25 protein-coding genes and 1 pseudogene are annotated in these 22,897 nt (G+C 45.2%); 14 read left to right on the top strand and 12 right to left on the bottom strand.

The window, feature by feature from the left end:
• Positions 1–43: 43 nt before the first annotated feature.
• The 5 genes and pseudogenes from QUA20_RS09935 (at position 44) to QUA20_RS09950 (ending at position 2,967) form a co-directional block, all read left to right on the top strand.
• Positions 44–334, top strand: coding sequence for a hypothetical protein (locus QUA20_RS09935; protein ID WP_333188260.1), 291 nt, complete (start codon positions 44–46; stop codon positions 332–334).
• On the top strand, positions 334–516 hold the full coding sequence (locus tag QUA20_RS31980) for a WD40 repeat domain-containing protein (protein WP_445304659.1): 183 nt from the start codon (positions 334–336) through the stop codon (positions 514–516). Before QUA20_RS09935 ends, QUA20_RS31980 begins: the two co-directional genes overlap by 1 nt.
• Before the next feature lie 18 nt (positions 517–534).
• Positions 535–621 (top strand): annotated as a pseudogene (locus QUA20_RS31985) (hypothetical protein); the annotation flags it as partial.
• On the top strand, positions 619–900 hold the full coding sequence (locus QUA20_RS31990) for a WD40 repeat domain-containing protein (protein ID WP_445304660.1): 282 nt from the start codon (positions 619–621) through the stop codon (positions 898–900). The pseudogene QUA20_RS31985 and the gene QUA20_RS31990, both read left to right, overlap by 3 nt.
• A 585-nt stretch (positions 901–1,485) precedes the next feature.
• On the top strand, positions 1,486–2,967 hold the full coding sequence (locus QUA20_RS09950) for an ATP-binding protein (RefSeq protein WP_333188262.1): 1,482 nt from the start codon (positions 1,486–1,488) through the stop codon (positions 2,965–2,967).
• A gap of 195 nt (positions 2,968–3,162) precedes the next feature.
• On the opposite strand, the gene QUA20_RS09955 is transcribed toward QUA20_RS09950, so the two are convergent.
• The gene (locus tag QUA20_RS09955; protein WP_333188265.1) at positions 3,163–3,543 is read right to left on the bottom strand and encodes a hypothetical protein; all 381 of its coding nucleotides are present in this window, start codon (positions 3,541–3,543) and stop codon (positions 3,163–3,165) included.
• Between the two features lie 74 nt (positions 3,544–3,617).
• A complete protein-coding gene (gene secF, locus QUA20_RS09960; RefSeq protein WP_333188268.1) occupies positions 3,618–4,586 on the bottom strand; it encodes a protein translocase subunit SecF in 969 nt (322 codons plus the stop codon).
• Between the two features lie 3 nt (positions 4,587–4,589).
• Here secF and QUA20_RS09965 point away from each other — a divergent pair, with 3 nt between their 5' ends.
• A complete protein-coding gene (locus tag QUA20_RS09965; RefSeq protein WP_333188270.1) occupies positions 4,590–4,736 on the top strand; it encodes a hypothetical protein in 147 nt (48 codons plus the stop codon).
• Between the two features lie 73 nt (positions 4,737–4,809).
• On the opposite strand, the gene secD is transcribed toward QUA20_RS09965, so the two are convergent.
• The 3 genes from secD to QUA20_RS09980 all read right to left on the bottom strand — a co-directional run bounded on the left by secD (position 4,810) and on the right by QUA20_RS09980 (position 8,866).
• On the bottom strand, positions 4,810–6,207 hold the full coding sequence (gene secD / locus QUA20_RS09970) for a protein translocase subunit SecD (protein WP_333188272.1): 1,398 nt from the start codon (positions 6,205–6,207) through the stop codon (positions 4,810–4,812).
• 151 nt (positions 6,208–6,358) lie between these two features.
• Positions 6,359–7,342: an alpha-ketoacid dehydrogenase subunit beta gene (locus QUA20_RS09975; RefSeq protein WP_172191527.1), complete on the bottom strand. Its 984-nt coding sequence runs from the start codon at positions 7,340–7,342 to the stop codon at positions 6,359–6,361.
• A gap of 156 nt (positions 7,343–7,498) precedes the next feature.
• Entirely contained in the window at positions 7,499–8,866 is a 1,368-nt protein-coding gene (locus QUA20_RS09980; protein WP_333188275.1) for an NACHT domain-containing protein, read from the bottom strand.
• A 245-nt stretch (positions 8,867–9,111) separates the two neighbouring features.
• Here QUA20_RS09980 and QUA20_RS09985 point away from each other — a divergent pair, with 245 nt between their 5' ends.
• Positions 9,112–9,951 (top strand): SH3 domain-containing protein, encoded by an 840-nt coding sequence (locus tag QUA20_RS09985; protein WP_333188277.1) that lies wholly within the window; start codon positions 9,112–9,114, stop codon positions 9,949–9,951.
• Between the two features lie 73 nt (positions 9,952–10,024).
• Here the strand turns inward: QUA20_RS09985 and QUA20_RS09990 are convergent, their stop codons facing one another.
• The 3 genes from QUA20_RS09990 to purB all read right to left on the bottom strand — a co-directional run bounded on the left by QUA20_RS09990 (position 10,025) and on the right by purB (position 13,286).
• On the bottom strand, positions 10,025–10,750 hold the full coding sequence (locus QUA20_RS09990) for a M15 family metallopeptidase (protein ID WP_333188279.1): 726 nt from the start codon (positions 10,748–10,750) through the stop codon (positions 10,025–10,027).
• Positions 10,751–11,156: 406 nt separating this feature from the next.
• Positions 11,157–11,807 (bottom strand): pyroglutamyl-peptidase I, encoded by a 651-nt coding sequence (locus QUA20_RS09995; protein ID WP_333188282.1) that lies wholly within the window; start codon positions 11,805–11,807, stop codon positions 11,157–11,159.
• Positions 11,808–11,990: 183 nt separating this feature from the next.
• The gene (purB, locus tag QUA20_RS10000) at positions 11,991–13,286 is read right to left on the bottom strand and encodes an adenylosuccinate lyase (RefSeq protein WP_333188334.1); all 1,296 of its coding nucleotides are present in this window, start codon (positions 13,284–13,286) and stop codon (positions 11,991–11,993) included.
• Positions 13,287–13,514: 228 nt separating this feature from the next.
• On the opposite strand from purB, the gene QUA20_RS10005 reads away from it, so the two are divergent.
• A complete protein-coding gene (locus QUA20_RS10005) occupies positions 13,515–13,949 on the top strand; it encodes a hypothetical protein (protein ID WP_333188285.1) in 435 nt (144 codons plus the stop codon).
• Positions 13,950–14,028: 79 nt separating this feature from the next.
• Here the strand turns inward: QUA20_RS10005 and QUA20_RS10010 are convergent, their stop codons facing one another.
• Complete coding sequence (locus tag QUA20_RS10010) at positions 14,029–14,994, bottom strand: hypothetical protein (RefSeq protein WP_333188288.1); 966 nt, start codon at positions 14,992–14,994, stop codon at positions 14,029–14,031.
• 234 nt (positions 14,995–15,228) lie between these two features.
• Here QUA20_RS10010 and QUA20_RS10015 point away from each other — a divergent pair, with 234 nt between their 5' ends.
• Genes QUA20_RS10015 through QUA20_RS10025 form a run of 3 tightly spaced genes read left to right on the top strand, consistent with a single transcriptional unit; the run spans position 15,229 to position 16,173 of the window.
• Positions 15,229–15,675 (top strand): helix-turn-helix domain-containing protein, encoded by a 447-nt coding sequence (locus QUA20_RS10015; protein WP_333188291.1) that lies wholly within the window; start codon positions 15,229–15,231, stop codon positions 15,673–15,675.
• 22 nt (positions 15,676–15,697) lie between these two features.
• Positions 15,698–15,955: a type II toxin-antitoxin system HicA family toxin gene (locus QUA20_RS10020; RefSeq protein WP_333188293.1), complete on the top strand. Its 258-nt coding sequence runs from the start codon at positions 15,698–15,700 to the stop codon at positions 15,953–15,955.
• Positions 15,952–16,173 carry a type II toxin-antitoxin system HicB family antitoxin gene (locus QUA20_RS10025; protein ID WP_333188296.1) on the top strand — a complete coding sequence of 74 codons (222 nt, stop codon included), beginning with the start codon at positions 15,952–15,954 and terminating at the stop codon, positions 16,171–16,173. Before QUA20_RS10020 ends, QUA20_RS10025 begins: the two co-directional genes overlap by 4 nt.
• A gap of 19 nt (positions 16,174–16,192) precedes the next feature.
• Here the strand turns inward: QUA20_RS10025 and QUA20_RS10030 are convergent, their stop codons facing one another.
• Positions 16,193–17,722 carry a YifB family Mg chelatase-like AAA ATPase gene (locus tag QUA20_RS10030; RefSeq protein WP_333188299.1) on the bottom strand — a complete coding sequence of 510 codons (1,530 nt, stop codon included), beginning with the start codon at positions 17,720–17,722 and terminating at the stop codon, positions 16,193–16,195.
• A gap of 48 nt (positions 17,723–17,770) precedes the next feature.
• Complete coding sequence (locus QUA20_RS10035) at positions 17,771–18,007, bottom strand: hypothetical protein (RefSeq protein WP_333188302.1); 237 nt, start codon at positions 18,005–18,007, stop codon at positions 17,771–17,773.
• On the opposite strand from QUA20_RS10035, the gene QUA20_RS10040 reads away from it, so the two are divergent.
• The 3 genes from QUA20_RS10040 (at position 18,006) to lnt (ending at position 21,861) form a co-directional block, all read left to right on the top strand.
• Entirely contained in the window at positions 18,006–18,353 is a 348-nt protein-coding gene (locus QUA20_RS10040) for a histidine triad nucleotide-binding protein (protein ID WP_172188364.1), read from the top strand. The genes QUA20_RS10035 and QUA20_RS10040 overlap by 2 nt on opposite strands.
• 547 nt (positions 18,354–18,900) lie before the next feature.
• Positions 18,901–19,983, top strand: coding sequence for a photosystem II q(b) protein (psbA, locus tag QUA20_RS10045; protein ID WP_172188362.1), 1,083 nt, complete (start codon positions 18,901–18,903; stop codon positions 19,981–19,983).
• A 189-nt stretch (positions 19,984–20,172) separates the two neighbouring features.
• Entirely contained in the window at positions 20,173–21,861 is a 1,689-nt protein-coding gene (gene lnt / locus QUA20_RS10050) for an apolipoprotein N-acyltransferase (protein ID WP_445304661.1), read from the top strand.
• Between the two features lie 73 nt (positions 21,862–21,934).
• Here lnt and QUA20_RS10055 read toward each other — a convergent pair whose 3' ends face one another.
• The gene (locus tag QUA20_RS10055) at positions 21,935–22,840 is read right to left on the bottom strand and encodes a bestrophin family ion channel (protein WP_333188306.1); all 906 of its coding nucleotides are present in this window, start codon (positions 22,838–22,840) and stop codon (positions 21,935–21,937) included.
• Positions 22,841–22,897 lie beyond the last annotated feature (57 nt).

Consider the following 22,897-nt stretch of genomic DNA (forward strand, 5'->3'; position numbering starts at 1 on the left):
CTACAATTTCCGCACGGTAAATCTAGTCCGAGAGCGCAATCGTTTGGCTAACGGACACACGGCTAATTTCAGCCCCGATGGCAAGTTAATTGTGAGTGCGGCTGACAACTTTACTGTTAAAGTTTTTCAGCCAAACGGCAAGCTGATTTTGAGTTTGCCAGGACACAAAAATTCAATTACTGAGGTTGTTTTCAGTCTAGACAGTCAGTTAATTGCTTCTACAAGTTTTGACAATACTGCGAGAATTTTGCGCCGCGACGAAACTTTGCTGCAAATTTTGAAAGGACACCTAGATTTAGTTTTGAGCGCGAGTTTGATCCCAACTTCCAACTAATTGCTACTGCCAGTTATGATAAAACTATTAAGATTTGGAATGCAGGCGGCGTTTTGCTGCAAACTTTAAAAGCACATACTAGACCAGTTACATCAGTCAGGTTCAGTCTCGACGGCAATATGTTGGCTTCCAGCAGTCAGGATCGAACTGTCAAACTAGGGAAAGGCAGCGGAGAAAAATAGTTTCGACTTGAGAAAACTCTTTTAGGACACGGAGATGAAGTGTGGGGCTGCAATTTCTCGCCATCTGGCGAGATGATTGCCTCTGCGAGTCACGATTGGAAGGTGAAACTTTGGAACACCCGCGGCAAGTTGCTCAAAATTCTAGACGATTCTACAGCAGGTTTGAGTAGTGTCAGTTGGAGCGCCGATAGCAAGATGCTCGCAGGGGACTGTATGGACGGTAAGGTGAGACTTTGGCGGCCTGATGGCACTTTGCTGCCAACTTTTAGGACACATCAAGCCGATGTGTGGAGTATGAGTTTTACTCCCGATCGCACAACGTTAGCATCTGCCGGGAAAGATTCGTCGGTGAAGCTTTGGACTCTCGATGCTGCTAAAGTATAAGCTGCCGAACTTGACAAATTGCTCGGAATCGGGTGTCCCTGGCTGGAAGACTACCTACAATACAATCTTCGGGCTCAGAGCGATCGGCATTTGTGCGAAAAAACTGACAATTGAGATTTATTGGCCGTTGCCCGAAACCGGTTTTGGCTGAATTATAAAAGTGGGCGATCGGCTGCCAATTTGTCGCTAGTCTTGTTTTATTGTAATATAATTTTACGCAAGGGGTGATACCAAATGTACTGCCACAGGCCGCAGATGTCTCTCAATCTGAAGCAAATTAATGTCATCAAACATTAAAAATAGTTATGACTGCTATATTCGGATTAGTAGAATCTTGGAGAGATAAAATTTACTACACAGTCAGGTTTCAAAGGGGTGTCTGCTGTTAAATTAATCTAACCTGCAAGCTCATTTCGGGTGACACCAGCACTATTTAAGGAAAAAAAAATCCTGCTGAATTAACTCAATTCGAGCGAGCAGAGTAGAGTTGATTTTTTAGCTATAAAAAGAGTCGAAAATGCAGTCCAAATAGTACGCAATACTCCAGCATCCAACCGCTACTGCCAATTACCAAAGGAGGGAGCAGTGTATGAAAATGACGGGTTGAGTCCCCTGAAATCGCCGCTTGGTTTGCGATCGACTCTACAGGAATTAACCCTCTACGACTTTCTCCTAGAGTCTGAGTGTCCGGGGAACGAAGTTGCTAAAATTTTTCAAGCAAACCCTTTAGTTCCCGGCATCATCATCACTAAGCAAGGAAAGTTTACAGGGATGATTTCGCGGCGGCGTTTTTTTGAACACATGAGCCGCCCCTACAGCTTGGAGTTATTTTCTCAACAGCCTTTGTTCATACTCTACCGCTTTACTAAAACTGATATGTTGGTTCTCGATCGCGAAACCTCAATTATGACGGCAGTGCGGCAGTCTTTGGAGCGATCGCCCGAACTAATCCACGAACCAATTGTAGTACAGGTAGAACCCGAAACTTACAAACTTTTAGACGTACACCAACTGCTGCTGTCTCAGTTGCAAATTCACGAGTTGTCAACAGTGGCGATGCGCGAGTCGCAAGCGCAATTGAGACATCAAGCCCAACAGCTCGAACTTGCCCTGCTGGAACTTCAGCGCACTCAAACTCAACTAATTCAAACAGAGAAAATGTCTTCTTTGGGGCAGTTAGTAGCAGGAGTAGCTCACGAAATCAACAACCCGATCGGCTTTATCTACAGCAATTTGCACCACGCTAAAGAGTATACGGAAGGTTTAATGCGGATGCTCGACATCTATCGGCAGCACTGTCCCGAATTGATACCGGAAATTGCAGCGGAAGCAGAAAAAATAGAACTCGATTATTTAGTTGAAGACTTGCCGAAAGTCTTAAATTCTATGCAGCAAGGTGCAGAAAGAGTGCGCGACATCGTTTTGTCGCTTCGGAATTTTTGCAGGTTAGACGAAGCTGAAATGAAGCAGGTCAACATTCACGACGGTATCAACAACACGATTATGCTGTTGCAAAGTCAGCTTAAAGGGAAACCTGGGCTGGAAGCGATCGCAATTCACAAAGAATACAGCGACTTGCCGCTGGTGCATTGCTATCCCGGACAGCTCAATCAGGTATTTATGAATATTTTAGTTAATGCAATTTACGCTCTTGTTGAGTCGAACAAACACGAAAATGTCGATAAAAACAGCCAGAACAAGTCCCTAGGCGAGCAAGAGCAGTCTTGTACAAATAGTCAATCATCACTTTCTAACTCTACCCGCCCGATTCCTGCGATTCGGGTTCGCACGGAGTTAATTGAGAAAAAAAAGGTAATAATTAAAATTTCTGACAACGGCCCGGGGATGACAGAAAATGTTCGGAAGCGGTTGTTTGACCCTTTCTTTACTACTAAGCCAGTCGGCCAAGGAACCGGTTTGGGACTCTCGATTAGCTATGAAATTGTTGTCAACCAACACGGCGGCGAATTGAAGTGCTTTTCGGAACCGGGAAAAGGAGCAGAATTTGCGATCGAGATTCCACTTCAACAGTCTCCCTCAGCACAGATTTTGCCTCGCTTTGCGTGATACAGCAGAAGGAAGTTCGGCAACGAGCAATGTACGGAATTTAACGGATTTAAAAGAATTACGAGCTACGCAGCGGTGGCCAGAAACCGGGTTTTTCACCCTCATATTTGCTTGCATCCCGTAGATTAGATAAAAAACCCGGTTTCTTAGGTTGGAGTGCGTCCACGACTGGAGAATAAAGCCTGTCGGCTACTGCTAACCTTTGCAAACCCACTTCCACAAAGGATGACTCGGCCCCCGCTGGCGAATGCGGCGCACTTGTTGTTCCAAACCCTGTTTTTCCCGCAGGGGCAATCCTCGCACCATATTGCGACTTTGCCAAGTTAGCACAGCTAAAGTCATTCCCAAGCACAAACCCAAACCCAGAGTCGGCCAGCGGTGAAAAGATAAACCGTAGCGCACCGCTGCCCAAGTGAAGTGTTCTAACCACAAAGCGATTTCGCGGCGCAAACCCCAAATGCTCAAAGAACCGACGCTAATCCAGAGCAATATCACAGTTAACCAGCGGCCATAAACTGTTAGTTTGTGAAGCCTTTGGACTTCAAGTTTAAAATTTGCGTCGCTTTCATTAGTCATTAGTTATGAGTCATTAATCATTAGTCATTAGTTATGAGTCAGTCAACAGTCAACAGTTAACAGTTAACAGTCACCTAAACTTCCTCTGACTGGCTGATTCCTTCTGCGGGGACGGGGATAGAGTTGCCAGTGCGACTGCGCCACCAAGCTAGCAGCGTGCTGGCAATGAAAATACTCGAATACGCACCAGCAATAAAACCGACAATCAAAGCTAAAGCAAAGTATTTCAGGGTTTCGCCGCCAAACAAAAAGATTGAAAATAATGTCAGCAGCGTTGTCATCGTCGTGTTAATTGACCTTCCCAGCGTCTGCATGACAGCATCATCGACAATTTGATCGATCGACTGTCCCGGATTTAGCTTAATTACTTCTCGCACGCGATCGTAAATTACCACTGTATCGTTAACAGAAAAACCGATAATTGTCAAGAGAGCGACCACAAATAAACTGTCAACTTCCACTCCTTGAACTAAACCCAAAAACGAGAAAACACCAAGAGTAACCAACACGTCGTGGAATAGAGCAACGAAAGCAAAAAAGGCATAATCCAACTGAAACCGGAATGTCAGATAAATAGTAATGCCAGCAAAGGAAAGAAATAAAGCCAACAATCCCGAAGTAAATAATTGTTTACCGAGGGTAGGCCCAACCGTATCAATTTGAGTAGATTGAGGAGCAAAAGCCCCTATCTTTTCGCTCAAAGCTGTTTGTAAATTAGTCCGCTGTTCGACATCCAAAGTTTTCGTTCGTAACGATAAACCTCGCTGTTCTTGGCCGATAACTTGAATGCTGCTGCCACCTAAACCTTGGGCGTCCAGGACTTCGCGGACAGCAGCAATATCGATGGGTTTACAATTTTCTGGTTTCGTGCAGTCGAGTTCAAATTGCAGCCGAGTGCCGCCGATAAAGTCCAAACTAGGGCGCAGCGGTGCGCGAATGTCGGGACGAGTCCAAGAAATCGCCATCGACACTATACCTGCGAGGATTATAGCGGCGGAAATACTCCACCAGAGCGATCGCTGTTTGATAACACTGAATTTCATAATTTGAAGGAAGAGGGAAGAAGGAAGAGGGAAGAAGGAAGAAGGAAGAGGGAAGAAGGAAGAGGGAAGAAGGAAGAAGGAAGAGGGAAGAAGGAAGAAGGAAGAAGGAAGAAGGAAGAGGGAAGAAGGAAGAAAAATTTCTCAATTTAGGGTGCGCATTGCGAACCTTACCTACGGCGCACCTTACCTAGTCTGTCAACACTTAACAGTTAACTGTCAACAGTTAACTATTAGCAGTTTTCGACAAATCGGGACAGAACCACTGAGGTTTCCGCAGGGCCGGAAAGCCCAACACTACCAAAAGTAGAGTGCGGCTGCAAGTAATAGCAGTAAACATACTCACTACTACGCCCAATGCCAGAGTTACAGCAAACCCTTTAACTAAACCAGCGCCCAACCAGAACAAAGCAGCACAAGCAATAACTGTTGTGACGTTGCCGTCTAAAATGCTGGAAAAAGCCCGGTAAAAACCCGATTCGACCGATCGGTAAAGCGATTTCCCCGCCCGCAACTCTTCCCGCGTGCGCTCAAAAATCAGCACGTTAGCATCCACGGCCATCCCGATGCTGAGCACGAAACCAGCAATACCCGGCAGCGTTAATGTCACTCCCAAAAGCACGAAAGCTGCCCAAGTTAACAGAGCATAAATTAACAGCGCAATATTGGCAATTACGCCGGGGAGTCGATAGTAGGCAACCATGAAAATCAAGACTAAAACTAAGCCGCCGATACCTGCGTTAATACTGCTTTGAATGCTGTCTTTACCCAAGCTAGCGCCGATCGTGCGGTTTTCTACAATTTCGACCGGCACAGGCAAAGCGCCACCCCGCAATTGCACTGCTAAATCGTTGGCTTCTTGCGTGGTAAAGTTGCCTTGAATTACGGCACTCCCACCAGTAATTCCTGCCTGGGCAAATTCAACGCCGACGACTGGAGAACTGATCATTCTTTCGTCTAGGAAAATACCGATACTGCGTCCGGTGCCTGCTAAATTTTTAGTAAGTTGGGCAAAGAGTTCGCCTCCTGGGGTATCGAAAACAAGAGCAACGTTCCAGTTGTTCCCAGCCGACAAGGGTTGAGGTTGAGCGTCTTTGAGGTTTTCGCCACCGAGTCCGCTGCTTTTGAATAGTTTGGCGATCGCCTCATTGCTTCTTTTCAAAGCAGCCTGATTTTCTTGAATGGCTGACTCATTTTTGCTAGTTTTTAATTCTGTTTGTTTGAGCAGCAATTCCTGCTGCAACTGTCTCTCAATGGCTAATTGTGTTTCTGTCCCGGGCAGTTGTTCCTTAAATTCTAGCTTGGCCGTGCCGCCCAAAACTCGTTCTGCTTGCTGCGGGTCATTTACTCCGGGCAACTGCACGAGAATTTGGTCTTCTCCTACTGTTTGGACTAATGCTTCGGAAACGCCCAAACCGTTGACGCGGTTTTCGACAATCCGACGCACTGCTTCTAACATTCCCTGGTCAATTTTGGGAATTGTGGGGGTAGTTTTTACTTGAATTGTGAGTTGCGACCCTCCTTGCAAGTCTAATCCCAGCCGCGTCGGAATTGTTACTATTACAGTAATGGCGGCGATGATTAAAACAAAAATTAGGGCTAATATGGAACGTTGTTTTTGCATATTTAATTATTAGTCATTGGTCAGTTGGCAGTTGTCATTTGGCAGTTGGCGGTTGGCAGATTTTAGTCAACAGTCATCGGTCATCAGTCATCCGTCAACAGTCATCAGTCAACAGTCAACAGTCAACCAATGACTACTGACTAATCACTATTTATACTCGCAAAGCTACCATTTTTTGGACTGCTTCGACAATTTGAGTGGGCTGGACAATTGTCAGTCTTTCCAAATTGCCGTTGTAAGGTGTGGGAATATCTTGTGAAGACAGCCGCAAAACCGGTGCGTCGAGTTCGTCAAAAAATCGATCGCTAATCGAAGCAATTAGTTCGGCACCGATGCCTCCTGTTTTCATGCACTCCTCTACAATAATTACTTTGTGAGTTTTGCGAATGGATTCGCCGATCGTCTCCATGTCCAGGGGTTTGAGAGAAATTAGGTCAATTACTTCTGGATCGTAACCTTCTTTTAGCAGTGCGGGCACCGCTTGCAAGACGTGGTGCCGCATCCTGGAATATGTCAGGATGGTGACATCTTTGCCCGATCGCACGATTTCTGCTTTGTCCAGCGGCACTAAATATTCTGTTTCTGGCAAATTTTCTTTGAGGTTGTAAAGAAGGACGTGCTCGAAAAACAGAACGGGGTTGTCGTCGCGGATGGCTGATTTTAAAAGTCCTTTGGCGTTGTAGGGAGTCGAACAGGCAACTATTTTCAAACCCGGTACAGCTTGGAAATATGCTTCTAGGCGCTGGGAGTGTTCCGCGCCGAGTTGCCGGCCCACGCCGCCTGGCCCGCGAATTACCATTGGCATTTTGAAGTTGCCGCCGGATGTGTAGCGCAGCATTCCGGCGTTGTTGGAAATTTGGTTGAAGGCCAGCAGCAAAAAGCCCATGTTCATGCCTTCGATAATCGGTCGCAGTCCCGTCATTGCTGCGCCTACTGCCATGCCTGTAAAGCTATTTTCGGCGATCGGGGTGTCGAGCACTCTAAGTTCGCCGTATTTGTTGTAGAGGTCTTTGGTGACTTTATAGGAACCGCCGTATTGACCTACGTCTTCGCCGAGTACGAATACGGCGGAGTCGCGGGCCATTTCTTCGTCTAACGCCTCGCGGAGGGCGTTGAACAATAAGGTTTCTGCCATAGGAGGTGAAGCAATGATTGCAGGAGGGTCAGATTAGAATCTTAACCTTTTGGGGGTGTCGATCTAGGAGTCGATCGCAAATTCGGCAATGGAACCGTGCATAATTGGCAAGATAACTATCATAATTATTTAATTTTGTCAAGCTCCGGCATTTATTTATATCTCTGAAAAATGTTTTTGCAGTAAATCGTGAATAAATCGATAGCGCCGATCGCCCGTTTTTTGCAGCAACAGGCGATCCGTCGCAGCATCGAGAAAACGCCTGTAATCCCAAGGAATGTAGCCGTTAGACCACAGCACGAGGCGCAATATAAAACTTTCTATCCCCGGAATTCCCGGCAACAAAGCACTAATTACCGCAGCAACAGCACCCGCAATCAACCCCCAAATCGACCCGGAGACTAGGCTGACAATTAATCCCAAAATCACCCAAATCAGCCCGCCAACCAGCTTAACTCCAAACTGATACTTGCGCCGCTCCTCGCCTGTTTGCAGCCAGCTAGACGGTATGCGATCGAGGTAAAATTCTTGAATTCCTTGCTGTTCCATCCTTCTCGCCAACCACCCCAGCCAGTGCCGAATTTGTTCGGGCCGCAGTTCTTTACCTCTGGGATACTGCTTGACTTGCCCGGTCATTTGGTGGCGAATATAGGCAGTTAACAGATATTTGCGCTGTTCTTCTGCGGAAGTTATGCGCTTCCAAGCTTCAATTAAAATATCGTCGTAAGCCAGAGCCATCATGCTCAAAAGCAAGGGAACTTTTGCCAATTTCAACAACTCCGGCTCCCGCTCAATGCTGTACCAAAGTTCGCGGCTTCTGGCTTCTAGTAAATAATTGTGAATTTGAGTTTCTGTTAAAGGTTTCAATAAAACCGCTGCTTGCAGGCGAAATCTAGTATCGCAGTTTTTGTAAGCTTCAAAACTGCTGCAAGCTACTAAATGTTTGGGTTTAAATTCGCTTTCAACAAATTGATTGATTGCTTGAATGCAGATATTTTGGCGGTGGGTTTCTACTTCGTCCAAGCCGTCGAGGAGAGGCAGCAATTTTTGTTCGGCAAGCCATTTTTTGCCGACAGCAGGAGAGATGCCGTATTTAAACTGAAGTTGAGCGATTAACCAATCTGCGATCGCCCCGGATTCTGCTTTCCACGATCCGAGTTCAAACAGCACTGGTACTGGCAAACTAGCATCTTTTTGGGCGCGGGAAACTAACACCCGAGCTAATTCTAGCAGCGTCGTAGTTTTGCCTGCACCCGTCGCTCCCAAAATTACCAATTTGCCGCCGGTGCGATCGAAAACTTTAGCAACGCTTGCTTTGGGAGAAAGCCGAAAACTCGGACGGTTGCCCGCTTTCACTTCCACATCCCAACAGCGGTTAACACCAAGAGGCTGCGAGTTTTGGCTGAGGTTAGCCAGCACAGCAGCGTGCAAAGACTGCGATCGTCCTGCTTGGACTTCCTGCTTCACCTCCTCCAACAATCGATCGCGGGGCGGTTGTAATCTCAGAGGAATCAATTTTGACATTTTATGTACCTCGCGCTGAACGCTTACTTTCGTAAATTGGCGCGCAAATAACCCAGAGCAAGATTACCATCAGTATAGGTGTCCAGTATATATTGACTCAAATTATTGCGACAATTATGGCTCTGAAATTTTATCTAAAAATCCTTACCCTGTGGCCCGCACTAGGTATTTCCACTATAAATTAACTGGCGATCGCCCCAACTCCCAAATAAAAATTATCAATATAGATACAGAGAGGGTTTTTTATGTCATTTACGAAAGCTCAAATCATCACGGTAAGCTTAGCAGGACTGGCAACAGCAGTGGGAGTGGCTGCTGCCACTATACAGTCGGGTGCGATGAAACAATCCAATCCTCCCCTTGCAGAATCCCCGGCATCCACCAGAAACCAGATTGCAGGGGAGACGAACAACCCTGAATCTCGGCAACCAGAACCTCTGCAAGCACAAACCCAAGCCGCAGAATCTCCCCCATCTCAACCTCAACCAGCCAAAACTCCAGCACTTCAATCCTCGCGAGTTGCAGGAGTCTCTCCGCGAAAAGTTGACCCAGTAGTTGTCACACCGCCAAATTCGGGTTGCAAAATCACTATGGCTGTAGTCAGCGATCCGAATCCACCGCTAAATGTGCGATCGAACCCGCAAGTAAGGGGCAGCAACATAGTAGGAAAACTTAAAAATAATACCTTTGTTTCAGTTGCCGAAGAACAAAACGGTTGGCTGCGAATTACCGATCCGCCCGGTTGGATTGCCAAAAACCGCACCGAAAGCAGTTGTTCTAAAGTCAACCAGCAGATTAATTTTCTGCCGGGAGGAGATGAGGCGATCGTCAAAGGTCGAATTATCGGCGGCGGCAGCCACTCTTACCGGATTCGCGCCACTAAGAATCAAACAATGACTGTTAGGAATCGGAAAGATGTTTTCCCGCAAATTATAACTCCCGGTGGCAAACTTTTAGCCGGAGATCCTTATCAAGGCAATGAAACAGAGTGGACTGGAAAAATCCCTGTTACTGGCAATTACACATTACAATTAGACTCTAACTTCCGGGGATACGAATACGAGTTTTCGGTTAAATTGCGATAAATTTCCTGATACTTGTAGGGACACGGCAATGCCATGTCCTACCAGAAGCTGCCATTTTTAATAAATAGTATAATTAAGGAATCTCGGCAAGTGATATATCAAGAATCGCAAATTTCTGCCAATCTTCCGAATCAAAGTGCCACCATTCTGTTGTGATACCGATAAATCCGTGTTTTTTCATCGCATTCTTAAGCACTTGACGATTTTTCCGAGATTCCGCGCTGCCGCCTTGATAATCTCCGTGAGCTTTTTCGGTAAAATCATCGTAAGGTGTAGGCATTTCTAATTCTTTGCCTGTGCGATCGACTAAAGTCAAATCAATAGCAGCACCGCGATTGTGCCGCGAACCCCTAGCAGGATTAGCAACATAGCGCGGATCTGGCCAAGCTTGCCACATTTGCTTAGTCACAGAGAAAGGCCTGTAGCAATCGTAAACTTTCAAACCCAATCCGATTTTTTCCAAATCTGTTTGAACTAGCCCTAACTTTTGAGCAACAGAACTTCTCAACGCGCATTTCGATATAGGGTAAAGTTTTCGTTTCAAGAAATTGTTAGTAGTGGCGTATCGGATATCCAGGCGAATGTTGGGATTTACGGTGCGGATGTCAACCAGTCGCGCCGAACGGGGAAGTTGACTCATGAAAATACTTTCAGGTACTACTGGGTTTGATTCTGGTTGGGTAATTTGCACTTGTGGCGGCTCCTGGGCGCGGACAAATGTTATATGGTGCAGACCGATCGCACATAGCAACACTAGCATAAATGCGATCGGGTATTTTCCAAAACGATTAAATTTCATAGCTGTTGTGATTGTGAGTGTTAAAAAGTAGATTGAGGTCGTTGTTCTATGCTATAACCAATATTATGATGTCGCCGTGACAGCAAGGGGAGCTATGAAAACTGCAATTTCACTTCCAGATTGAGTTTTTGAAGAAGCCGAGGCTTTGGCTAGTCAGTTAGGGCGATCGCGCAGTGAGCTTTATACAAAAGCATTGCAGGCGTATCTGCGGCGACACAACCGATCTAGAATTTTGAGCAAACTGAATCAAGTCTATTCTGAAGAGTCTTCTAAACTATGTCCTCTCTTGGCAAAGATGCAATTTATGTCCTTACCGCATGAGGATTGGTAATACCAAGTCCGGGTTCTGCTATTGAAATTGCTACTAGACAAAAAAACTTTCGGCGGTCGGCGTGCATGGGCTTTATTAACCCACGTATAGACTTGGATCGACAGACTGAATTTGCCTACTAATAATTAGGGACAGAGCTTTACGGGTCATTTCTATTGGCATAAATGGTGACTCTGACCAGTATTTAATGACTTGCTCCGGCAATGCTGGAATGTGAATAAAACCAACCTTCATATCAGAATTATGAATCTCCTTCCAATGAAGAAAGTGATAAAAAACTTGATTGCATAGATGAGTTCCACAATCATTTGAAATCCTAGTTGGAATGTTGTGGCTTTCTAACAGGGAAACCACATCTTCGGGATCTGCTAGACAATCCCAATAGGCAATAGGAGCATTGGGGACAATCGGCTTTCCCTTGGGTGCGTTTCCTGCTGCATCCAAAGTCACAAAATATCTTAAATTCTTTGCCATTCGCTCAATAGCTATTTTGTTGTAACCCCGCGCCTGACCGATCCCAATACAAATATCCGGTGAAAATGCTTTGAGAGTTTCATCAACTACGTGTCCGAGGGTGTTGGTATTACCAGGCAGAATCTTGAAGTCAATGCAATCAACGTACTGACGGATCTCCTGAGTAGGATTGTCGCGTAACGACACCACAACCAACTCTGAGGCATTCAAACCATCATCATTTGGCTCAAAGCCAGTTATTAAAACTCTCATCCCAAAGCACCATATCACCGATCGTTTTATTTTAGTCTTATTGAGTTGGGTAGGTTGGGTTGAGTGTAAGCGAACCCTACGCAACGCTAGAGCCCAACACCTTATTTTAGTTAGAAGAGTTGGGTTTCGCTCCTCAACCCAACCTACACTATCCAGATCCAAAGTCGGAAATTCAAAATATTTTTAAATTCCCAACCGCTGATACACTAAATCTAAGTGCCTCAATTGATACTGCGGATCGAAACAATCATCAATTTCTTTGGTCGTCATCTTAGCTGTTACCCGATCGTCCTTAGCAATTAAATTGTAGAAATTGCCGCCGGGTTTGTTCCAAGCTTCGTGAGCACAAGATTGCACAATTTTGTAGGCGTCTTCGCGACTCGTGCCTTTTTCTACTAAGGCTAGCATCACGCGCTGGCTGAAGATGACTCCGCCGTAAAGATTCATGTTTTGCTTCATGTTTTCGGGATAGACTAGCAGGTGTTTTACTAAGTCTGTGGTTTCTACTAACATGAAGTGAGTTACTGTAGAACTGTCGGGCAAAATCATCCGTTCTACGGAACTGTGAGAGATGTCTCGTTCGTGCCAAAGTGCAACGTTTTCTAAGGCTGCGACGGCGTTGGCGCGCACGATTCTCGCCATCCCTGTGAGTCTTTCCGATCGAATCGGGTTGCGTTTGTGGGGCATGGCCGATGAGCCTTTTTGCCCTTTGGCAAAGAATTCTTCGACTTCGAGAACGTCGGTGCGTTGCAGGTTGCGGATTTCTACTGCGAAACGCTCGATCGATGCTGCTAAGAGTGCTAAGGTTTGGACGTATTCGGCGTGTCGATCGCGCGAAATGACTTGAGTCGATGCACAATCGGGTTCGAGTCCGAGGTTTTGACAGGCGATCGCTTCAATTCGCGGGTCAATATTAGCATAGGTTCCGACTGCGCCGGAGATTTTGCCGACTGCAATGGACGATCGCAAATTCACTAATCGGGCGCGGTTGCGAAAAACTTCGGCCAGCCATCCTGCTAGTTTAAAGCCAAAGGTGATCGGTTCGGCGTGAATTCCGTGCGATCGGCCAACCATGACGGTATTGCGATGCTGTTGAGCCTGATAGCGAATAGCTTGACTCAATTCTTCGACACGTTCTAACAAGATATTGACGCTGGCGACTAATTGCAGCGCCAAAGCGGTATCGAGCACATCGGAACTGGTTAAGCCGAGATGAATGTAGCGGCCGGCATCGCCTACATATTCGTTGACATTTGTCAAGAAGGCGATCATGTCGTGGCGGACTTCCGCTTCAATTTCGAGGACTCGTTTGGGGTCAAAATTAGCCTTAGCTTTGATTTCTTCGACTGCGGCGGCGGGGATGTAGCCGAGTTCGGCTTGAGCTTCGCAGACAGCGATTTCTACTTGCAGCCAGCTTTTCAGTTTGGCGGTTTCAGTCCAGATGTTGCCCATTTCGGGCAAAGTGTAGCGCTCTATCACGGTGGGAGTTGGGGAATGCGATCTCACCATTGTACCTCTGCGAGGCCTCCGTCTTCAGTCGGGATGGGGAATTTGGGGCGATCGGGCGTCAAATTTCCGACTCCCCAACCACCGGACAAGACTGACTTGACTCCTTACTCTAAATTTGAATATTTGTCAAGCTCGACCTTGTATAAAATTTGCTATAATAAAAGGGTAAACGTGAAAAATCTATTAAGGTAATTCGTTATGAGTAATTATGGCAATCGATACTATCGAAACACTAAGCTTGTCATTGAAAAAATTAGGTCAGAGGTATACTGCGTAAGGGTTTCCTATACACCCCGAATAATAGCAGGTTTCATAAACTCTGATGGAAATCTTCCTACAGTTGTAACTAAGGAATACAACACTCCACACTACTCAACAGCAGATGAAGCTATTGCTCATGCAAAGGGATGGGTGAATTGTATGGAGCATTATTACTCTTGTAACCAGACTGATCCAGACGAAAATGAAGATTCCTACAAAAATGCTTATGAAAAGGATTCATTAACGCATAAATCTTCTCCTGACTACAAAGATGCTTTATCAAGTAATTCTGCTGAGGCATTGGATCTAGCCTATCAAACAGGCTGGGAAAATAAGTTATCCGAATTAAAAAATATTGATGTAAGGAATTAAGCCGGAAGGGAAGGTATAGACCCCAAATCCGATCTATACCTTCCCAACCTTTTAAGTATTAGTGGTCATAGCAGAATCCTCAAGATTTGTATCTTTGTCCACTTAGAACACAGTATTTACTATCACTAAACTCGGGGTTCGCTGTATCTCTAGTCCTGAAAGGAATATAAAACCTTTCGGGGCAAGGTTTCACATAGATAGAAAATGTAGAGGTAGCGATATCAAACAGGGTTTTTTGTTCTTGAGGTATTCCAAATTGAGCGCAGAACATCACAACTACAGCACCAACAGAGTGAATCGCATTAAGTAATGTTGCTTCATGTAAAGATGCTTCTCGGTCATGTTTGGTGTTGTTGTAGGCATTATACCAATAAAGTGATTTGGTAGGTCGATTTTGACGCCAGCAACTAAAAGGTTGAAAACGAGGAAAATTTGGATACGATCTAAGAGCTAAGGTATAATTAGCTAAGCACATAGGTTCCAAGAGTTTTACATAATCCTTGGTATTCCAGGATTGTTTACTGTTTTTAATGTATTCGTGCTCTTTTAATACTCCTTTCCAAGAGGCTTCGACTTCCATACAAGCAAGTAGTAATAATTCGCGTATTTTAAGTCCAAACACATGAACATTTTTCTGTGTGGGTTCTATGGTCAAAAATAATTCATTCATTTTTTTTATCAATAGTTCAATTACCACAAGAGATTGGGTATAGCTTTCTGGATTAGATATAAGTGATTCTGGCGGTAGATAATTTGGTGGATGCCACATACGTTTATAAAATTTCCCAGCTTGATTCAATGAAGGGCGAATATCAGTTGCTTTAAACTTGTTTTTAATCCAGTCTTCTAGGGTTGTATCTTTTGATTTTTGTTCTTCTATAGCTAGATGGTTAAAGGGATAGTTTTCAGATAAAGCATAATAAAAACAGCTATCTTCATATGCAAAAGCATAGCGAGCATTAAAAAACGTAGCGAAATCGGGATAGAAGTGGGGGTGCATATCCCCAGGGGTAATATTAGGTTTGAAAACCAACAACTGACTCATTATTGCCTCCAAGGTTTTTCACCATTATATAATAAATAATTGGTAAATTCAAGATTGGAGAGTGCGATCGTCCTATTGTACATCTGTGAGGCATCCGTCTTGAGTCGGGAGGGGGAATTTCGGGCGATCGAACTTTCCGATTTGTGGATTTGAATATTTTGTTTGTTTCGGATATTGCGTTTGTGCGACTACAAGTGTTATCCTCAAGAAAACAATCAAAAAATATATCTTATTATGTCGAGGCAAAAAGCATCGCCAGAGTCAGTTCTGCTTCCAGAAAAAGAACAAGAATCAATAGCACAATTAGCACAAATACTCAGCCGAGAATCTGCACAACCAAAATTAGTCACAAGTAATGGAGAAGAGATTATAATTCCAGAATCAGTCTGCAATATCCTGCGTCAAGCTGTACAAGCAATGGCATCAGATCAGGCTGTTTCGATAGTTCGTTACAATCGCGAACTGACGACACAGCAAGCTGCTAATATCCTGAATGTATCGCGACCATTTCTTGTCAAGTTGCTAGATGAAGGAGCAATTCCTTATATCAAAGTAGGTTCCCATCGGCGGATTCGATTTAAAGATTTAATCATTTATAAAGAACATCGCGACAGAAAGCGCCGTAAACTATTAGACCAGCTAATCGAAATGACTGAGGAAGCTGGTTTATACAAAGAATAAGATTAATTCACTTTTTAAAGCGATGAAAAAGCTTAAAATTTTAGAAAAGGTGCTATCTGGGTCAAAAAACATCAAATTTAATGAAATGGTGACACTGATTGAAGCCTTTGGCTTTAGTCTGGCGAGAGTCAGCGGCAGTCATCACATATTCAATCATCCTGAAGTGCCAGAAATCGTTAACATTCAAAATAAGAAAGGTGAGGTGACACCCTATCAAGTCCGTCAATTCTTAGCGATAATCGAGGAATACGCTCTTACAATAGAGGATGATGAACCATGAAAGACTATCACATCAATATTTTTTACAGCAACCAAGATGAAGGCTACATTGCCGATATCCCTGATTTAAAATACTGTTCCGCTTTTGGCGAAACCCCAGAATCAGCTTTGCAGGAAGTACAGATTGCTAAAACAGCATGGCTGGAAGCTGCAAAAGCTGCGGGAAAACCCATTCCCGAACCAAAATATCGGCCTGCAATATATCAAGTTACGACTTGAAAAACATCGCACATCCGCCTTACTGCATCCGATCGATCGTCCGATACTGAACCGCCTCCCCCACATGATTCGTTTTCAAGCTTTCATCCCCCGACAAATCAGCAATAGTTCTAGCAACCTTCAAAATTCGATCGCTAGCCCTCGCCGACAGCCCCAACTTCCGAATCGCCATCTCCAATAAATTCCGAGAAGCCTCATCCAACTGACACCATTTGTTAATGTGACTGCTTTGCATCTCCGCATTACAGCGCAAACTAGATTCCGACTGAAAACGGCGAGTAGCGAGCTCTCGCGCCCGCTGCACCCTCACCCGCACCGGTTCCGACTCCTCCCCAGTCGGCTGTCGCGTAATTTCCTCCGGTTTCAAGCGATTAACCGCCACTTGCAAATCAATCCGATCCATCAAAGGCCCCGAAAGTTTAGCCCAATATTGCTCCCTCTTTTGCGGCGAACAAGTACACTGTTGGATCGAATCGCCGTAATAACCGCAAGCGCAAGGATTGGTACTTGCAACTAAAGTGAATTGCGCCGGAAACATCACCGATTGTCTAGTTCGAGAAATCGTCACATAACCGTCTTCCAGCGGTTGTCGCAAAAACTCCAAAACATCTCTTTTAAACTCAGTTAATTCATCCAAAAAAAGAATGCCGCGATGTGCTAAAGAAATTTCACCCGGACGCGGAAAACTGCCGCCACCTACCAAAGAAGGCCCCGACGCCGAATGGTGAGGACTGCGAAAAGGCCGATCGCTCACCAAACTTCCCTTATCCTTCAACAACCCCGCCACCGAATGAATTTGAGTCACATCCAAAGCTTCCTCAAAAGTCAGCGGCGGCAAAATACCCGGCAAACGCCTCGCCAACATAGTCTTACCGCTCCCTGGCGGCCCCACAAAAATTAAATTGTGTCCCCCCGCCGCCGCAATTTCCAAAGCCCGCCGCGCGTGAATTTGCCCCTTTACATCCTTTAAATCTAAACCCGAAAACCGCGTTTTAGCTAACTCTTTTCGACCGTTTACTTCTACAGGCGAATAAACTTCCGGATTGTTCAAAAAATCAGTAACTGCAAAAATATTCTCAAAACCATAAACAGATATTCCGTGCACCAAAGCCGCTTCTTGCGCGTTACCAGCGGGTACAACCAACCCCGAAATACCCATTTTTTGAGCAGCAGCGGCGATCGGCAAAACCCCAGCCACAGCCCGCAAACTTCCATCTAAAGAAAGTTCCCCTAAAAACAAATAATCTCCCAAAAGTTCAGCGCTGACTTGTTCTGATGCTGCCAAAATCCCAATCGCGATCGGCAAATCAAAACTCGGCCCCTCCTTCCGCAAATCCGCCGGAGTCAAATTAATCACAATACTCCGCATCGGAAAAGCATATCCCGAATTTTTCAGCGTAGCCCTAACCCTTTCCTTAGCTTCTTGCACCGCAGAATCTGGCAATCCCACAACCACAATTTTCGGTAGCCCCCCCGACACATCAGCCTCAACACCAACCTTTACCGCGTCAATTCCTACGATCGATGCACTCCAAACCCTAGCAAGCATTTTTCTTTATCCTTAATTTGCCTGTCCTTGATTCATCATCTATTATGATTAACAATGACTAATGAATATCGGGAGAGGCAAGAAAAACTTTTCTTGCCTCTTCCTTTTCTCTTCTTCCTTCTCTCCTGCTGCGTCTTCCCTCTTCCCTCTTCCCCTTCTCCCTTGAGTCTTCCGCCTTCCCTCTTCCCTCTTCCCTCTTGGGCCTTCTTCCCTCTTGGGCCTTCTTCCTTCTTCCTTCTTCCTTCTTCCTTCTTCCTTCTTCCTTCTTCCTTCGTTAACACCCATGACAACTCAAGAAACGCTTTTCAGCAAAATCATCCGCAAAGAGATTCCAGCAGACATCGTTTATGAGGACGACTTGGCCCTCGCGTTCAGAGATATCCATCCGCAAGCACCCGTCCACATCCTCGTCATTCCCAAACAGCCTATTGCCAAATTAGCCGATGCCGAGTCGGAAGATCATGCTCTCATGGGACACCTGCTGCTGACTGTCAAACGGGTAGCAGAACAACTCGGACTTAGCAACGGCTATCGCGTCGTCATTAATAGCGGCAGTGACGGCGGCCAAACTGTAGACCACCTGCACCTTCACATTCTCGGCGGGCGGCAGATGAAGTGGCCCCCAGGCTAAAGGCTAAGTTTTACGCATAACTTACGGACTCATCCTCAGAAACCCGGTTGATTTCTATTGCCCAGCGCTTCAGAAACCGGGTTTCTTTTTCGTCAATAAACCCGGTTGATTGGAAATTATTGAGAATGCAGCCCGATCGCACTAGAAACCCGGTTTTCAGTATTCTCCCGATAAAAATTTACGCTCACCGCATCCACCAGCGATCTGTGAATAAATATTAAAAATAATCTCTTCAATACCTAATTAAGATATCTTTAAATAGAAAGAGGATTGCTCTGAACAAAAATAAATTTTTACACTCCTGAATCCACCTAAATATAATACATTCAGTTCTTCAGACCGCTATATTTAACCCGTTCGGCGTGTAATATTACTTTGTAAAAAACCACACAAATTTACTCAAAATTAAGCTTTTGTAAATGTTTGTAAAATATTTAAATAGTAACCACTAATCCCTTGGCAAACTTTAGTGAATGATGTTACTAATATAAGCGTGGGGCATCCCCACAACGAACCTTGAAAATTCAATTAAGCAATCATAAACCAAATGACAACAACCTTACAGCGTCGTGAAAACGCCAACGTTTGGGAACGTTACTGCGAGTGGGTAACTAGCACGGATAACCGCATTTATGTGGGTTGGTTCGGGACTCTGATGATTCCTACTCTGCTGACAGCCACCATTTGCTACATCATCGCCTTCATCGCTGCTCCTCCAGTGGACATCGACGGCATCCGCGAACCAGTTTCAGGTTCATTGATGTACGGCAACAACATCATTACTGGTGCTGTTGTTCCTTCCTCGAATGCGATCGGGCTTCACTTCTACCCCATCTGGGAAGCAGCTTCCCTCGATGAGTGGTTGTACAACGGTGGCCCTTACCAGCTCGTAGTTTTCCACTTCCTCATCGGCATTTTTTGCTACATGGGCCGTCAGTGGGAACTGAGCTACCGCTTAGGAATGCGTCCTTGGATCTGCGTCGCTTACTCCGCACCTGTGGCATCTGCTACCGCAGTATTCTTGATTTACCCGATCGGACAAGGCAGCTTTTCTGACGGTATGCCCTTGGGTATCTCCGGCACCTTCAACTTCATGATCGTGTTCCAAGCCGAGCACAACATCCTGATGCACCCCTTCCATATGTTGGGAGTTGCTGGTGTCTTCGGCGGTGCTCTGTTCTCTGCAATGCACGGTTCTTTAGTTACCTCTTCTTTGGTTCGCGAGACAACCGAAACCGAATCGCAAAACAACGGTTACAAATTCGGTCAAGAAGAAGAAACCTACAACATCGTTGCAGCCCACGGCTACTTCGGTCGGTTAATCTTCCAATACGCGAGCTTTAACAACAGTCGTTCTTTGCACTTCTTGTTAGGTGCATGGCCAGTTGTCGGTATCTGGTTGACCGCTTTGGGTATTTCCACGATGGCCTTCAACCTCAACGGTTTCAACTTCAACCAATCGGTTATCGACTCGCAAGGTCGCGTCATCAACACTTGGGCTGATGTGATCAACCGCGCTAACTTGGGTATGGAAGTAATGCACGAGCGCAACGCTCACAACTTCCCCCTCGACTTGGCCGCCGGTGAAGTCACCCCAGTAGCAATGGTTGCTCCTTCCATCAACGGCTAAATTTAGCTTTTGATTTAACAAAAAGCGCTCCTAGAAATAGGGGCGCTTTTTGTTTTGGCAAGTAGAATTTGAGAGATTTTTTTCTGTTAAATCGGTTAAATCCGTTAAATCCCATACACTGCGCCTTGTCGAACTTCCCGATCGATCTGATATATTGATTAAGAATTATTATTTTTGGCAATCATCAAAGTGGCGATATTTAACAGGCCCAAATTGGAAAAACTCGCGGTTCATAAATCTAAAATATTAGCCTGGGCGATCGCATTTTTTAGCGGCATTTTGATGGCACTGACAACCGCACCAGTAAATGCTTGGCTGTTCGCTTGGGTAGCCCTAGTTCCCCTCTGGGTTTTGGTTGTTAGTTATGAACGACCAATAATAACACAAAAAAAACCAAAATTTATTGTCCTTCCTGATTCATTTTTGCTTCTTCCTTTACTCTGGGGAATTGGCTATCACGGATTAGCTTTATCTTGGATTATGGGAATTCACCCCATGACTTGGTTGGGAGTTCCTTGGTGGCCGAGTTTGGCGATCGCACTTTTTTGCTGGGCATTCATCACCCTCTGGGGAGCAGCATTAGTCGCCGTTTGGGCGTGGCTATTTGTAATTTTCAATTTCCTCAGTTTACCAGCAGGGAAAAATTCAATTCTTATTCTTAACTCCCCCTCTTTCCAAGGGGGGGGTAAAGCTCAATTTTCAGCATTAACTCGCGTTTTAATTGGCACAGCTTTGTGGTGTGCCTTAGAAAGTATTTGGAGTACAGGTTCGCTGTGGTGGACCTCTCTATCATATACGCAAAGCCCGCACAATTTAGCAATATTGCACCTCGGTCAACTCTCCGGACCCAGCGCAGTAACAGCCGCTATTGTAGCAGTAAACGGCTTAATCGCCGAAGCTTTTATTGAAGGAAGAAGGAAGAAGGAAGAAGGAAGAAGGAAGAATTGGATTGCTTATATTTTGCCTGCGAGTCTGTGTTTAGTTTTGCATATTGCAGGATGGAGTTTATACAACCGCCCTTTGAATCAAGAAGCTGCAACCGCTTTAAAAATTGGCATTATTCAAGGCAATATTCCTAACGAGATTAAGTTTGACTCAGGGGGTTGGCGGCGCGCTTTGGAAGGTTACACCACTGGATACAAACAGTTAGCAGACAGAAAAGTCGATGCTGTGTTAATTCCAGAGACGGCTTTGCCTTTTATCTGGACAAACGAGTATCAACGTTCTACTCTTTCCTTTTATCAAGCTATTCTCGAACGCGGTGTGGTGGCTTGGGTGGGAGGATTCGGACAGCAAGAAAATAGTATCACTAACAGCTTATTGGCGATCGATCGCACGGGAGAAATTGTCGGCCGCTATGATAAACTAAAGCTAGTGCCTTTAGGCGAATATATCCCTTTTTACGAAATCTTAGGCGGGATTATTAATCGGCTTTCTCCCTTAGATGCTCATTTAGTACCCGGCAATTCTAAACAATTGTTTGATACGCCGTTTGGCCGCGCCATTGTCGGAATTTGTTACGATTCGGCGTTTGCTGAAATTTTCCGATATCAGGCGGCGAATGGAGGCGAATTTATGGTCACCGCTTCCAACAATGCCCATTACAAACCGCCGATGTTGGCTCAGCACCATGCTCTCGATGTAATGCGGGCAATTGAAACAGATAGATGGGCAGTTATCGCAACTAATACGGGTTACTCTGCTTTTGTAAATCCTCGCGGCGAGACCGTTTGGAAGTCGGGAATTAATACCTATGAAGTCCGAGATGCTACTATTTATCGGCGACAAACTCGGACTTTGTACGTGCGGTGGGGAGATTGGGTGACGCCTGTATTGTTAGTATTGGCTGGGTTAATGCGTTTGATTGTTAGAAGTTAACCAGTAGGTTATAGATTATAGATTTTATATACCAATCTAAAATCTATAATCAAAAATCTAAAATGGAATGACTCTACTTATCTTTCACGCGATCGTGAATGCGAGGACATAAAGAAATTAAATCGTCGATATTGCGCTGCATGGTAGCACAAATGCTGTCCAAAGGCAAATCATTGGTATCGTGCTCGAAGGGATTTTCTATTTCAATGCCGATTTCTTCGATGCCGAACAAAGTAAAACTAATTAAAGCTACAACTGGGCCGGTTCCCCAAGCCAAATCGTTCACCATCTGAAAAGGCAGTGCCAAACAGTAAAGCAACAATAGTTGTTTCAGGTGAATCGCGTAAGCCAAAGGGATAGGCGTCTTCAAAATCCGCTCGCAGCCGCCTAATACATCAATCATAGAGTTGATCAACTCCTTCATACCAGTTAACTGATAGACATCGAGGCAATTGCGTTCGTACTGCTCGTGCAAGTAATCCTCAATCCAAAAGGCAATTTCTAGCGGGGGATTGTTCATCGATTTGAGATTTTGGTACTGCGCTGGGGACATTAACGGCTCTAATTCTGGATTTACTGATTCTTTCCGCAAGTGCAGTTTCATCGCCACTGCAAAGGCAGGTAACAGGCGCAGGGCTGACTTTTTTAGTTCGATATCCTGCGGGTCTTTTTCCTCAATTGCTACCCAGATTTGGCGCGCCAAATTGCGGACGTTGTTGATTAAAGTACCCCAAAATTTTCGACCTTCCCAAAATCTGTCGTAGGCTGTATTTGTCCGAAAAACTAACAGTAAACCTAGGACAACACTCGGTACCATACTCGACAAAATGGGCAAGGAAACCGGCAAGTTTAAAAAGTGCAGCAGGGAAATAAAAACTCCAAAGCCACCGCACAGCAAAACGCGGGGCCAAATTGACGGAATGACAGATACCCGAACCTGTAATGCAACTTTAAACCAAGGCGGTCGATCGCCACTCATGCAAGTCTCCTGATTAAATTAGCACTCAGCGCCCTAGCGCGGGCGGCGAAAATGCCT

The sequence above is a fragment of the Microcoleus sp. Pol7_A1 genome (assembly GCF_036701085.1).
GTDB lineage: Bacteria > Cyanobacteriota > Cyanobacteriia > Cyanobacteriales > Microcoleaceae > Microcoleus > Microcoleus asticus.